Genomic DNA, 12,170 nt, shown 5'->3' with positions numbered 1-12,170 from the left:
CACGCGGTGTCACACGGTGGGTGGGTTGCCTGGGGTCATCAACCACGTTCTAGGGGGAACACCGCATGACGAGTACTGCTGTCGATTTCGAGGCGATCAAGGACAAGCAACGTGCCGCCTGGCAGACCGGCGACTACCCGCGGGTGGGCAACACGTTGCAGATCATCGCCGAGCTGCTGGTCGAGGCGGCCGACGTACGGGCCGGGCAACGCGCACTGGACGTCGCCTGCGGTCAGGGCAACGCCGCGCTCGCGGCCGCTCGCCGGTTCGCCGACGCGACCGGGATCGACTACGCCACCAACCTGCTCGAGCAGGGTCGCGAACGCGCGGCCGCCGAGCACCTGCCCGTCACCTTCACCGAGGGTGACGCCGAGAACCTGCCGGTCCCGGACGCGTCGTTCGACCTCGTGCTCAGCACGGTCGGCGTGATGTTCGCGCCGGACCACCAGCGGGCCGCGGACGAGCTGGTCCGCGTCACCAAGCCGGGCGGCAAGATCGCGCTCTCCTGCTGGACGCCGAGCGGGATGGTCGGGCAGATGTTCAAGGTCGTCGGCAAGTGGGCGCCACCGCCGGCCGGGGTCAAGCCCGCGGTGCTGTGGGGCACCGAGGAGCACCTGGCCGAACTGTTCGGCGACCGGGTCGAGTGGACCGCATTGGAGAAGCGCGAGTACGTGTTCCGCTACCACTCGGCGGAGCACTTCTCGGAGTGGTTCCGAGAGTTCTACGGCCCGATCACCAAGCTGGCGGGGAGTTTGTCGGAGGCGGACCGCGCGCAGTTCGCGGCGGAGCTGGCCGACGTACCGCGCAACTTCAACCAGGCCGACGACGGCACGATCGCGGCGCACGCGGAGTACCTGGAGGCGGTCGGCGTACGACGCTGAGCCGTCGACGGGCGCTGGACGGGGAGGTGCTGGACGGCGGGGGCTGGTGCCGCACGGCGAGTGCCAGGCGGTCGGTGCCACCCTTCCCCGCCCCACCCACCCACCGGCGTCGCCGAGGGGACGATGCAGGTGGGTGATCGGGGGGGTGGGCCAGCGCCCGGGGGCGGGGGCTGGTCGGTGACAGGGGCTGGGGTTCACACTGGGGCTCGGGGGTGGGTATGGAGGGGACGATCCGGCTGCTCGGGCGGCCTTCGATCGCTTATGGCGGCGTGCCGGTGCGGGCGCCGCGGGGACGGAAGAGCTGGGCGCTGCTTGCCTACGTGCTGCTCGCGGAGCGTCCGCCGGCGCGCAAACGCCTGGCGGAGATGCTGTTCGCGGACGCCGAGGACCCGCTCGGCGCGCTGCGTTGGACGTTGGCGGAGCTGCGCCGAGCGCTCGGCGTACGGGGAGCGCTCTCTGGTGATCCTGTACTGAGCTCGCTCGACGGCCTCGTGCGCGTCGACGTACTGCAGGTGCTCGCCGCGGCCGACCCTGCGCAGCTGCTGGAGTTCGACGGGGAACTGCTCGAAGGCGTCGAGCTCGAGGCCTGCCCGGACTTCGAGTCCTGGCTGTCGATCGAGCGGCACCGCGTCGCGTCAGCCGTCGAGGCTCGCCTACGGGAGGCCGCCGTCGGACTGGTCGCCGCGGGACGGGCCGAGGACGCGATTCCCTTTGCCAGCAAGGCCGTTGCGGCGAATCCTCTGGAGCAAGGCAACCACGAGCTGCTCGTACGAAGTCTCGCAGTATCCGGCGATCGATCCGGCGCGTTGCGGCAGGTCGCGGTCTGCGAAGACATGCTCCGTCGAGAGCTGGGAATCGAGGCGTCCGCCTCGCTACGCCAAGCGTCGACAGTCGAGCAACGCCCGACGCTCGGCCTGGTCGGCAGCCGCGCGGCAGCATTGAGTTCCTTCGAGGCCGGTCGCGCCGCGGTCGCCGCAGGAGTGGTCGAGTCCGGGCTCGAGTGCCTTCGGAGAGCGGTCTCTGAAGCGGCCCGCTGCGGCGACACCGAGCTGCAGGGACGCGCTCTCGTCGCGCTCGGCGGCGCGCTCGTGCACGCGGTCCGCGGGCAGGACGAGGAAGGCGCGATCACACTGCAGGAGGCGATCCTGGTCGCCGAACGAGCCGGTGACCGCGCGACGGTTGTCACGGCGTACCGGCAACTCGGGTTCGTCGAGGTGCAGGCGGGCCGTCGTACGACGGCCGAGAGCTGGCTCGCGCGAGCCTCGGCGCTGGCGGAGACCGACGAGGAGAACGCGGCGATCCTCGGCGTACGGGGAATGAACTCGTCGGACCTGGGCGACTATCCGGCCGCGTTGCTGCAGCTCAGTGAGTCGGCTGCTTTGGCGGCCGGCTGCGGCGATGCACGCCAGCAGGCGTGGTCGTTGTCGATCCTCGGGCGGGCGCATCTGCTGCGCGGTGACTACAGCCAGGCCCGTGCCGTGGTCGAGCAGTCGCTCGACCTGGTCAGGCAGCAGCGGTGGGTCGCGTTCCTGCCGTGGCCGCAGGCTCTGCAGGCCGAGCTCGACCTGTACGCCGGGGAGGTGGGCGCTGCGGCGGAGGGGTTCGAGCAGGCCTGGGCGTTGGGGTGTCAGGTCAACGACCCTTGCTGGGAAGGGATTGCGGCGCGGGGGCTCGGCCTGCTCGCTGCTGAGCGCGGGGACTATCAGGGGGTTGTGCACTGGCTCGATCAGGCGGCCCGGCGGGCCAGTCGGGAGCCGGATCGGTACCAGTGGGTGCACGCGCATGTGCTCGACACGGCTGTTGGTACGGCGCTGGACCAGGGCGATCAGGCCCGGGCCCGGACGCTGGCGGCTCAGCTGGCTGGGCTGGCCGCGCGCTGCGACCTGCGGGAGCTCGTCGTACGGGCGAATCTGTATCTCGGTCGGCTGGGCGATCCGCACGCGATCAACTCGGCGCGCCTGGTCGCGGCCGAGATCGACAATCCGAAACTGACCAGACTTTTCGAGGGGCTATGAGCTTTCTGCCGTTTCCCGAGCCGGACGAGGCGACCTCGGCCGGCTTTGCCGCACAGCGTGACGAACTGGGGTTCGTGATGAACCTGAGCCGGCTGTGGTCGTACCAGCCGGGGTTGAAGGACGGGTTGTTCGGGTTGGTCGACTCGGTCGTCCGTGAGCACGATCTCGACTTCCGGACGCGGGCGATCCTGATCTCGGCGATGGCGTCGACGCTTGGGGACACCTACTGTTCTGTTGCCTGGGGCACCAAGTTGGCCGGGGAGAGCTCGGCTGAGCATGCCGCGGCTGTGCTGAGTGGTGACGATGCTCAGCTCTCCCCTGGCGATCTCGCGCTGGCGACGTGGGCGCGGAAGGTCACGCGGGATCCTAATGCGACGACTCCTGACGATCTCGAGCCGTTGCGGCAGGCCGGGTGGACCGATCGTCAGATCTTCGGGCTGACGGTGTTCGTGGCGCTGAGGCTTGCGTTCTCAACCGTCAACGACGCGCTGGGCACTAGGCCCGACGCGGCGTACCACCAGTTGGCGCCCGCGTCAGTCCTCGACGCGCTGCCGACGGGCCGCCCGCTGGATCAGGCCTGACGGGCCGGGCTGGAAGCTCTTCCCCCTCGGCGTCAGCTCGTCGGCGGCGGATCGAAGGTTGCGTCGATCCTCAGCTCTGATGCGCGACTCGGGTTGCTGAGGATCGCGAGGATGACGTGCCGCTGATCCCAGCGGCCCGCCGACCACGCGAGTGCCTTCGCCAGTCCGTTGAACGTCGCCGCGTGCGGAGCGCCGTCCTCGCTGACCCACCACGAGACCTCGACTCCGTCGACGGTCAGTTCCTCGTGCTCCCACCAGGTGTCCGGCACCTGCGGCACCAGCTCGCGAACGATCGCCGGTACGTCGGCCGCCGTGCCGACGCCGTCGACCTTGCCTGCGGCAACTTCCCCGGCCATCGGCACCTCGAGCAGATCGCTCAGCCCGTCGGCAACGACGCCGAACGCAACCACGAATCCGCCCAGATCCACACGCTGCAACCACATCGGCCCATCCGCGACCACGGCATCGGCGGCCGCAACCACCCGGCTCAGCACCTCTTCCGGGTCGCCCACGGAGTCCCCGCTCTCGCCGGTCCCACCGGGCTCACCGGGCTCACCGGCTTGTGCTGCAGACGCCGCCCGCGACTGTTCCCCGCCGAGCACTCGGACGTGCTCGGGAGCCGAGTCGGGGAAGACCTTCAGCGTGCCCAGCTGCTGCCAGAGGCTCAGGATCGCGCTCTCCCCGATCTCCCGCCCCGGCTCCGCCAAGCGGTCGAGCAACTCCCCCACCCCGTCGACATCCAAGTCGGCGACCGTCCGCACCAACCCGACCGCCGTCCGCACCTCCGGATCCAGCCGCGCCGTCCACTCCGGCGCCGGATCGAGCAGACTCGCCAGCACCGGGTCGACCTCGGGATCCGCACGCCCGGCCAGCGGCTCGCCGTCCTCCAGGAGTACGCGCTCTCTGATCCACCACGCCGCGTACGACGGTACGCCGAACGCGCGATCGTCCGGCCCGACCACGCGCGGCTGATCGACCACCGCGCGCCGCAGTTCCGGCGATGTTCCGAACAGCTCCAGCACGCGCGGCCACGCGTCGTCGGTGATCCAGTCCAGATCCCGTACGGCGACCAACTCGCCCACAGTCACGCCGTACCGCGAACCATCCGGCGCCACATCGTCGGCCCAGTCCTCGATCCCGTCGAGATCCGCCAGCTCCTCCGGCAGCTCGTCGAGCACGACATCGGCCGCCGCGACGACGCCGAGCGAACTCAGTACGCCGACCGCCGTGAGCGCCTCGACGCCGTACCGGTCGAGCAGGTCGCGGTGGATCGGCGCGACCTCGTCCGCATCCAGCACCGCCTCGGCCTCAGAGCCGGGGATCACCAGCGCGTTCGCCGGGACGAGCTCGCCGTCGGCATCGCGCAGGACGAGGTCGGACAACCACCACAGCCCGTCGGCCTGACTCGGATCCACCGCGACAACCCCGAGCACCGCGGCCGCGATCAGCGCGGGGTCGTCGGCATCGGCCGAGTTCTCCACTGCTGCCCGGACCGCGCTGTCCTCGAGCAACGTCCGCGGCGTCGCGGGGAGCGCTCCCAGCCGTTCCAGCGTCTCGTGCGCGGCATCCGGATGCACCACGCGTACGCCGTACTCGCCGAAGGTCGCCAGTACGTCGCTCGGCAGTTCCCGCCCTGGCAGCAGCAACCCACGCACGCCACGAACCAGCCGACCGTCCGCGAGCGGAACCGGCAAGGTCCCCAAACCCTCACGCAGCAAGGAATCCGTGACCATCCCGGAGAGCGCGGCATAAGTCGCCTGCCACCACTCCGGCGACTCCCCCGCCGCGCCCAGCTGGTCAACGACCTCAGCCAGTTCCAGCCGCCGTACGCCCAACGCCTCCAACGCCGTCCGATCCTGCCGCCGCTCCCGCACCAGCCCAGGAACCATCGGCGCCAGCACCACCTCGAACGCCTCATCAGCCCCGGCCACCACCACCGCCTCCCGCGGCGCCAGCAACTTCGGCACGGCCCGATCGCGCTCCCGCCCGGCCTCGCCGCCGTCCCGCTGGTCGAGATCCGGGGACCCAGCCCCTCCCTCACCCCGGCCGGCGGTCCGCGGCTCGGGCAGACCACCATCCCGCAGACCGGCCCCAAGGCCGTCGCCGCCGTCTTCTTTCAAGTACCGGCCCTCGAGGCCGGGAAGGATCGGCGTACCAGGCAGCACCTTCATGATCTCTTCGCGGAGAGCACGATCCAGCGGTCCAGCAGCCAGACCCGTCGGCACCAGCGGGAGGACATTCACCCCCGCCTCGGCCTGCGTCTGCAGCAACCGCGCGTAGGCCTGCGCGGCCTTCTCCACCAGGTGATCGGCGAGCGGCCCCTTCGCAACATGCCGCCGCGACGGATCGAGCGGAAAGGTTGCCAACAGCAACACCGGCAGCGACAACGACTCGTCGGTCGGCGTCGGAGCGAAGACGGTCCGCGGTACGTCGGTCTCACCAGACCGCTGCAACGCCCACAGCACAGACCAGTACGGCCGCGCGCGTTCCTCGGTCGGCCGATCCCCCAGCAACCGCTCTCTCGCGTCCTCGTCGAGCACCCCCGCGGCCCGCCGTACCGTCCATCGCTCGGTGACGTCAGCGAGCACCCGCTCCTCGCCGTCCACATCGATCTCGATCCGCTCCAACCCAGGCAGCGCGAGCAGCAGCGGATCACCCGCGTCGGCGAGCAACCGCCGTACGAGCTCCCGCGCGGCGTCGTCGCGCAGCGGCAGGATCACCGCGGTGTCGAACGCCGCCGGCGGCTCCCCCTCAGCCGCGAACGGCAGCCGCAGCACCGGCACCTGCCCGTCGCGCCGCCGTACCTCCAGATCCAGCCCGTCCGACCCCAACGCCGCCACCGCAGCCGCCGTGTCCGCTCGCGAGAACCGCACCCCACCACTCCGCGACAGGATCACCGGCTCATCAGTCACGGCGAGCACCGCTGAGAACCCAACCCCGAACCGTCCCACCGCCACAGCCCGCGGATCCAACTGCCGCAGATCCCCGCCCGAACGCTCCAGGTCGTCATCCCGCTTCGCTGAAGCACGCAAGGTCGCGAGCGACTCAACCCCAGCCGCCGTCAACCCCGCGCCGGTGTTGGCAACAACCAGCGTCTCCCCCCGCAACGAGAACCGCACCCGCCCCGGCACTCCGGCCCGCACCGCAGCATCCGCCGCGTTCTGCGCGAGCTCGACCACCACCCGATCCAGGTACCCGCCGAGCGCCAGATCCTCCTCGGCGTTCGCATCCTCCCGAAACCGAACCGGCGCCGCCGCCCACCCGGCCAGAACGCGCTCCCTGATCCCGGAACTCCCGAAGTCATCACTCACGGGCGGGAGCCTATGCGCCCGGCGACCGCCGGGCGGAATTGCTGTACCGAAGTGACCGGCGAGCACGTACTTTGCACGCATGGACTTTCAGGATGTGGTGCGGCGGCGGCGGATGGTTCGGCGGTACGACGTGGGGCGGGCGGTGCCGGAGGAGATCGTCGAGCGGATTCTCGACAACGCGTTGCGGGCGCCGTCGGCAGGGTTCTCGCAGGGGTTCGGGTACCTCGTACTGGACAACCAGGAAGACATCGCGCGGTTTCGGGACTCGGCGCGGCCGGACGCGGAGCCGGAGAACTGGCTGGCGGCGAACGTCGAGACGCCGTTGCTGATCGTCGTGCACTCGAACAAGGACGCCTACCTCGACCGGTACGCCGAGCCGGACAAGGGGCACGACGACCGGTCCGAAGACTGGTGGCCGGTGCCGTACTGGGACATCGACGCGGGCATGTCGGCGCTGCTGATCCTGCAGACCGCGGTCGACGAGGGGCTCGGCGCGTGCTGCTTCGGGCTGCCGGCGGACCGGATCCCGGTGTACCGCGAGCAGTTCGGCGTACCGGACAACTTCATGCCGATCGGCGCGATCTCGATCGGCTACTCCGATGAACCGCCCCGCAACCTCAGCAAGCGCCGCAAGCCCACCGACGACCTCGTCCACCGAGGCCGCTGGACCAGCTGAGGGGGCGCTCCCGACGTCCGCCTGCTGCACGCTCCTCCGCGGGATCGCTCGCGGTAGGTTGGCCCGTGTGATCTCACCTGGGAGTCGGTACGTCGCGCTCGGCAGTTCCTTCGCGGCGGGGCCGGGTATCGCGCCCGTGCTGGACAAGGCCGCGGGCAGGTCGGGGCGCAACTACCCGCACCTGGTCGCCGAGCGGCTCGGGCTCGATCTGGTCGACGTCACGTACTCCGGCGCGACGACCGCGCACCTGCTCACCGACCGCCAGGACGACGCGGCACCTCAGATCGATGCCGTCGGCCCCGACACCGCGCTGGTCACGGTGACGGCCGGCGGCAACGATCTCGAGTACATCGGCGCGTTCATCCGCGGCAGCATGATGAACACGCTCGCCAAACCCGCCACGATCCTCGGCCGCCGCGTCGCGAACCGGATCCGCGCGCGGGTCAGCTACCTGCGCGACGATTCCGCGTACGACGCGGCCGCCGGGCAGCTCGCCGAGATCGTCCGCGAGATCCGGGATCGCGCTCCCGCCGCGCGGATCCTGCTCGTCGACTACCTCGCGGTGGTCGGCCCCTCGACCCGCCCGCGCCTCGACGTACCGCTGAACGAGGAGCAACTCCCGAGCATCGCCCTGATGGCCGATCGCCTGGCCGGCGCCTTCGCAACAGCCGCGGAGAAGTCCGGCGCGGAACTCGTCGCGGTCGCCGAGCTGAGCAAGGAGCACGCCGTCGGCTCAGTCGAGCCCTGGACGACCGGCTTCACCCTCCGCCCACCGAGCCTCGGCGGCGTCGTCCCGTACCACCCCACCGAAGCCGGCATGGCCGCCGTCGCCGACCACGTCGTACGGCACCTCGAACGAGATGCGACCTAAGCAGGCTTCCGAGCCCAGAACAGCGTGTGCCCGCTGGCACCTTCCGGCACGAAGTCCTGCTCCTCCACCACCAACCCGCTGTCCGTGATCCACGCGCGGTTGGTGTCGGCGTCCGCGTGGCTCCACCACATGCTCACGCCACCGTCGAGCCAGTCACCGTCGACACCGGTCCACGCCTGCGAGCCCGTCGTACAGACGAACAAACCACCGGGCCGCAACCACCGCGCGACCTTCCGCAGCAACTCCTGCTGCTCGTCCTGCGGAAGGTGGATCAACGCGTAGAACGACACCACGGCGTCGATCGACTCGGCCGGGAAGTCGAGCGACGCCGCATCCGCCTGCAGAAACGACGCCTCCGGCACCAACTCCCGAGCCCGCCGGATCTTAACCTCGCTGATGTCGACCCCAGTGACCGCATGCCCCGCACCCGCGAGCTCACGAGCGAGCGGGAGACCGCTCCCGCAGCCCACGTCCAGGACCCGGCTGCCTGCGGCGAGCCGCTCGAGCAGCCGGTCGATCCAGGCCCGGTACTTCGACTCCCCGCCGTACGCCTCGTCGTACCGCACCGACAAAGCGTCGTACCCACGCCGCACGATCTCCTTCGGATCCATGGACGTCGACGCTAGCCAGGCGACCACCCAGCAGGCGAACGGTTTATCAGGCGGGCGCTTCGCCCTCCGGGTGGACCTCGACGTTCTGGTTGGTCGGACGCCCGCCCGGGCCAGGCGCCTGGGAGATCCGGAGAGCGATCTCCAGGACCCGCTCCTCGCTGGCGACGTCGACGACCCAGTAGCCGGCCAGGACCTCCTTGGTCTCGGTGAACGGCCCGTCGGTGACGATCGGCTCGCCGTTGTCGTCGGCGCGGACGTTCTTCATCCGGTCGGGCCCGGCCAGCCCGCGACCCTCGACCATCTCCCCGGCCGCCTGCAGCTCGCGGTTGAGGTCATCCATGAAGCCGACCATGGCCTTGACGTCGTCCTCGGTCCACTGCGCGGGCATCTCGTCCCAGCCTTGCTTGTTCGAGTGGATCAGCAGCATGTACTTCATCCCGGCTCCTTCTGATGCGGCGCCACCCCGGCGCCTCCGTCAGCAACGTCGGAGCCACTCTCCCATTCTCGACAGGCACCGCAGAGGACCAAGCGAGGTCAGAGCCAGTTCTGTCGCGACGCCTGGACGCCCAGCTGGAAACGGGTCTGGGCGCCCAGCGTCTCCTGCAGGCGGCTGATCCGGCGGGCGATGGTCCGCTCGCTGACACCGAACTCGCGCGCGATCGACTCGTCGGTCAGGCCCGCGCTCAGGTAGGTGAGCAGCCGCTTCGTCTCCAGCACGGGCGCGCCGATCACCTCGGTGTTCTCGGTGCCGCCGGTGATCGGGACCGAGACGCGCCACAACGCGTCGAAGATGCCGACCAGGCCGGTCAGGAACGGCGAGTGGTGCACGACCATCGCGGCGGAGTTCACGATCTCGCCGACCGTCGTACGGGCCGCGAGCAACGCCCAGCGGTCGTCCACGATGGTCAGGTTGAGCGGGATGTCCGGGAAGACGCGGGCCTGCTCGCCCGCGTCGACGCACTGCTGGACCATGCGGAGCGCGTCCGGGTCCTGCAGCACGCGGGTGCCGTAGATGACCTCGTACGTGACTCCGCGGGCGAGCGCGTCGAACAGGCCCCCGACGATCTGCGGGTTGGTCGGTGCCGCGATGTTGCCGACCGTCATCGCGCGCACCTGGTGCTCCGCGTCGACCTGGACGGAGTTGATCACCGACCGGGTGACCTCCAGCGACGGCAGCAGTTCGACGTACGTCTGCTGACCGATGCCCGCGGTCCACAGCTCGGAGAGCAAGGAAGCGCTCTCCCGCGCCAGCTCGGCTTCCTTCGTACGCCGCTGCGCGACCGCCTCCATCGCGAGGTGCGGTGGCTGCGGCAGGACCTTGTCGTCGGAGCGCTCCACCAGTCCGATCGCGGCGAGCTCGCTGAGCGGAACCTCGAGCTCGGCGCCGTGGCGTTCGACCAGATCGGCCTGGTCGAGCGCACCCCGCGCGATCAGGTCGAGGTAGATCGCCTCGGCCTGAGCGGAGATCCCCAGCGCGCGGAGTTGGTTCACCCGTCCTGTCTATCAGTTGAACGCCGTACCAACGTAGACCTTCCGAGCGCCGGGTTCAGAAGATCGCCGGCGCCCGTCGTACCGGCTACTGCTGGTGACCGTCGTGACCGGCCGGAGTGAAGATGTACGGCGTGGTCGTGGTCACCGGCAGGAACCCGAGCCGCTGCAGGATCGGGGAGCTGTCGTCGGAGGCGTCGACCTGGAGGTAGCGATGCCCGAGCTCGACCGCACGAGCGGCCCGTACGGCGACCAGCGCCTTGTAGATCCCGCGACCACGCCACTCCGCGAGCGTCGACCCGCCCCAGAGGCCGGTGAAGTCGGTGCCGGCCTTGTGCACGGCCCAGGCCGCGGACACGACCTGCCCGTCGGCCTCCGCAACGTAGATGTCGGTCTGGCCGGCCGCGTTCCGGCTGACCAGGTCGCCGGTGAGCCAGGACCAGTCCTCGCCCCACACCGTCGACTCCATCGCCGCGATCTTCTCGAAGTCGCTCAGCTCGGTCGTTCGGCGGATCGTCACGCCGTCGACCGTCTCGCGGTCCTTCAGCCGAGCGGCGATGGTCGCGCTCTCCGCGATCACGACGGTTTCCCGCTCCTCGGGCACGAACCCGGCCTTGGTCAGCCGCTCGGGCAGGTCGGCCGGGAGGTCGTGGCCGCGCGTCTTCCACTCCATCGCCTGGCCCTTGGCCGCGAAGAAGTCCCGCTGGCGGTCGATCAGCGCGTCGAGCTCGGCGCCGTCGAGGCCCTCGAGAGAGCGGTAACTCACGAAGCCGCGGGTCGGGTACTCGACCCGGATCACCGGGCCGTCCGTCGTACTCGGGACGCCCGAGGTCTCGGCGCCACCGCGCAACTGGTCGTCGTACGCCGCCAACAGTGCTGCGATCTGGTCTTCTCGCGTCGTTTCCGTCACCGCAGGACTGTGACACGCCGCCGGGTCGTCGCGCGCGCGATTTCCTGCAGGCGGCGCCACCAGCCGACCTGGACGACGGGACCGAGCTTCTTGTCCTTCGCGGGTTCGCACTGGTCGTTCGGCTTGCCACCCTCGGCGGTCTCGCGCACCTGGTCGGAAACGTTCTGTCGTGCGACCAGCAGGTTCAGCGGATCCATGGTCCGGCCCTCCAGTTTCGGGGCGCCATGTGCGGCGCCTTCACTGGTACGTCGGACCTGAGGGGTCGTTCTTGACATCATTCCTGCTCGGTGGTTTTCACCAGCCTGCGGAGGAGGTCCTCGAGCACGTCCTGGTCCTTCGCCGGGAGCGCGCGGACCAGGTCCTGCTCCAGCTTCTGGATGTCGTCGATCCCGCGCTCCCAGACCGCTCGGCCGGCCTTGGTCAGCGTCGCGACGACCTTGCGCCGATCGTCGGGATCGTGGCTGCGGACGACGTACCCGTGCTTCTCCAGCGCGTCGAGCCGGTTCGTCATCGCCGCCGGCGACATGCTCAGCTGCTTGGCGAGCGCGCCGGGCGTCGCCCGGTACGGCGTACCGCCGCGACGCAGCATGTGCAGCGTCTTGAACTCCCACCACTGCAGCCCGTACGACGCCAGTACGGCGTCCCGCTGCCGGTCGAGGTACCGCGTCAGCACCTGCATGCGGACGAGGATCCCCTCGACGCGTGGGTCGAGATCGGCCTGCTCACGGGACCACAGGGCGACGTGGTCGTCGATCGAATCCTTCACCCGTCGAATTGTTCAGCCGGTGAAGGTTAGTTGTCAAAACTTTCGACGTCGAAATACTCT

Annotated in this window: 12 protein-coding genes; 5 read left to right on the top strand and 7 right to left on the bottom strand. The window is 70.1% G+C overall.

What is annotated here, in order from left to right:
- The first annotated feature begins 65 nt into the window (after positions 1-65).
- The 3 genes from ACYVIO_RS39620 (at position 66) to ACYVIO_RS39610 (ending at position 3,477) form a co-directional block, all read left to right on the top strand.
- Positions 66-881, top strand: coding sequence for a class I SAM-dependent methyltransferase (locus ACYVIO_RS39620; protein ID WP_460656156.1), 816 nt, complete (start codon positions 66-68; stop codon positions 879-881).
- A 218-nt stretch (positions 882-1,099) separates the two neighbouring features.
- A complete protein-coding gene (locus ACYVIO_RS39615; protein WP_460656155.1) occupies positions 1,100-2,896 on the top strand; it encodes an AfsR/SARP family transcriptional regulator in 1,797 nt (598 codons plus the stop codon).
- A complete protein-coding gene (locus ACYVIO_RS39610; protein ID WP_460656154.1) occupies positions 2,893-3,477 on the top strand; it encodes a carboxymuconolactone decarboxylase family protein in 585 nt (194 codons plus the stop codon). The genes ACYVIO_RS39615 and ACYVIO_RS39610 overlap by 4 nt, the downstream gene beginning before the upstream one ends.
- Before the next feature lie 32 nt (positions 3,478-3,509).
- Here ACYVIO_RS39610 and ACYVIO_RS39605 read toward each other — a convergent pair whose 3' ends face one another.
- The gene (locus tag ACYVIO_RS39605) at positions 3,510-6,788 is read right to left on the bottom strand and encodes a sacsin N-terminal ATP-binding-like domain-containing protein (protein WP_460656153.1); all 3,279 of its coding nucleotides are present in this window, start codon (positions 6,786-6,788) and stop codon (positions 3,510-3,512) included.
- 79 nt (positions 6,789-6,867) lie between these two features.
- Here ACYVIO_RS39605 and ACYVIO_RS39600 point away from each other — a divergent pair, with 79 nt between their 5' ends.
- Positions 6,868-7,464, top strand: a complete 597-nt coding sequence (locus tag ACYVIO_RS39600) for a nitroreductase family protein (protein ID WP_460656152.1) — start codon at positions 6,868-6,870, stop codon at positions 7,462-7,464.
- Positions 7,465-7,531: 67 nt separating this feature from the next.
- Positions 7,532-8,335 carry an SGNH/GDSL hydrolase family protein gene (locus ACYVIO_RS39595; RefSeq protein WP_460656151.1) on the top strand — a complete coding sequence of 268 codons (804 nt, stop codon included), beginning with the start codon at positions 7,532-7,534 and terminating at the stop codon, positions 8,333-8,335.
- Here the strand turns inward: ACYVIO_RS39595 and ACYVIO_RS39590 are convergent.
- From ACYVIO_RS39590 to ACYVIO_RS39565, 6 genes are all read right to left on the bottom strand, one after another.
- Positions 8,332-8,946 carry a class I SAM-dependent methyltransferase gene (locus ACYVIO_RS39590; RefSeq protein ID WP_460656150.1) on the bottom strand — a complete coding sequence of 205 codons (615 nt, stop codon included), beginning with the start codon at positions 8,944-8,946 and terminating at the stop codon, positions 8,332-8,334. The two genes, ACYVIO_RS39595 and ACYVIO_RS39590, sit on opposite strands and share 4 nt — an antisense overlap.
- 46 nt (positions 8,947-8,992) lie before the next feature.
- Positions 8,993-9,382, bottom strand: coding sequence for a YciI family protein (locus ACYVIO_RS39585; RefSeq protein ID WP_460656149.1), 390 nt, complete (start codon positions 9,380-9,382; stop codon positions 8,993-8,995).
- A gap of 98 nt (positions 9,383-9,480) precedes the next feature.
- Entirely contained in the window at positions 9,481-10,437 is a 957-nt protein-coding gene (locus ACYVIO_RS39580; protein ID WP_460656148.1) for a hypothetical protein, read from the bottom strand.
- Between the two features lie 85 nt (positions 10,438-10,522).
- Positions 10,523-11,344, bottom strand: coding sequence for a GNAT family N-acetyltransferase (locus ACYVIO_RS39575; RefSeq protein ID WP_460656147.1), 822 nt, complete (start codon positions 11,342-11,344; stop codon positions 10,523-10,525).
- Entirely contained in the window at positions 11,341-11,541 is a 201-nt protein-coding gene (locus ACYVIO_RS39570) for a hypothetical protein (protein WP_460656146.1), read from the bottom strand. Before ACYVIO_RS39570 ends, ACYVIO_RS39575 begins: the two co-directional genes overlap by 4 nt.
- A 77-nt stretch (positions 11,542-11,618) precedes the next feature.
- Entirely contained in the window at positions 11,619-12,110 is a 492-nt protein-coding gene (locus ACYVIO_RS39565; protein ID WP_460656145.1) for a MarR family winged helix-turn-helix transcriptional regulator, read from the bottom strand.
- Between the last annotated feature and the right edge of the window lie 60 nt (positions 12,111-12,170).

Source organism: Kribbella endophytica (genome assembly GCF_054781295.1).
The sequence above is the reverse complement of the archived record's forward strand: the minus strand, read 5'-3'. Positions and strand labels throughout refer to the sequence as shown.

What these genes read in the sequence shown, in the direction of transcription:
- ACYVIO_RS39620 (WP_460656156.1), top strand. Translation starts at nt 66, where the DNA reads ATGACGAGTACTGCTGTCGATTTCGAGGCGATCAAGGACAAGCAACGT.
- ACYVIO_RS39615 (WP_460656155.1), top strand. Translation starts at nt 1,100, where the DNA reads ATGGAGGGGACGATCCGGCTGCTCGGGCGGCCTTCGATCGCTTATGGC.
- ACYVIO_RS39610 (WP_460656154.1), top strand. Translation starts at nt 2,893, where the DNA reads ATGAGCTTTCTGCCGTTTCCCGAGCCGGACGAGGCGACCTCGGCCGGC.
- ACYVIO_RS39600 (WP_460656152.1), top strand. Translation starts at nt 6,868, where the DNA reads ATGGACTTTCAGGATGTGGTGCGGCGGCGGCGGATGGTTCGGCGGTAC.
- ACYVIO_RS39590 (WP_460656150.1), bottom strand. Translation starts at nt 8,946, where the DNA reads ATGGATCCGAAGGAGATCGTGCGGCGTGGGTACGACGCTTTGTCGGTG.
- ACYVIO_RS39585 (WP_460656149.1), bottom strand. Translation starts at nt 9,382, where the DNA reads ATGAAGTACATGCTGCTGATCCACTCGAACAAGCAAGGCTGGGACGAG.
- ACYVIO_RS39570 (WP_460656146.1), bottom strand. Translation starts at nt 11,541, where the DNA reads ATGGATCCGCTGAACCTGCTGGTCGCACGACAGAACGTTTCCGACCAG.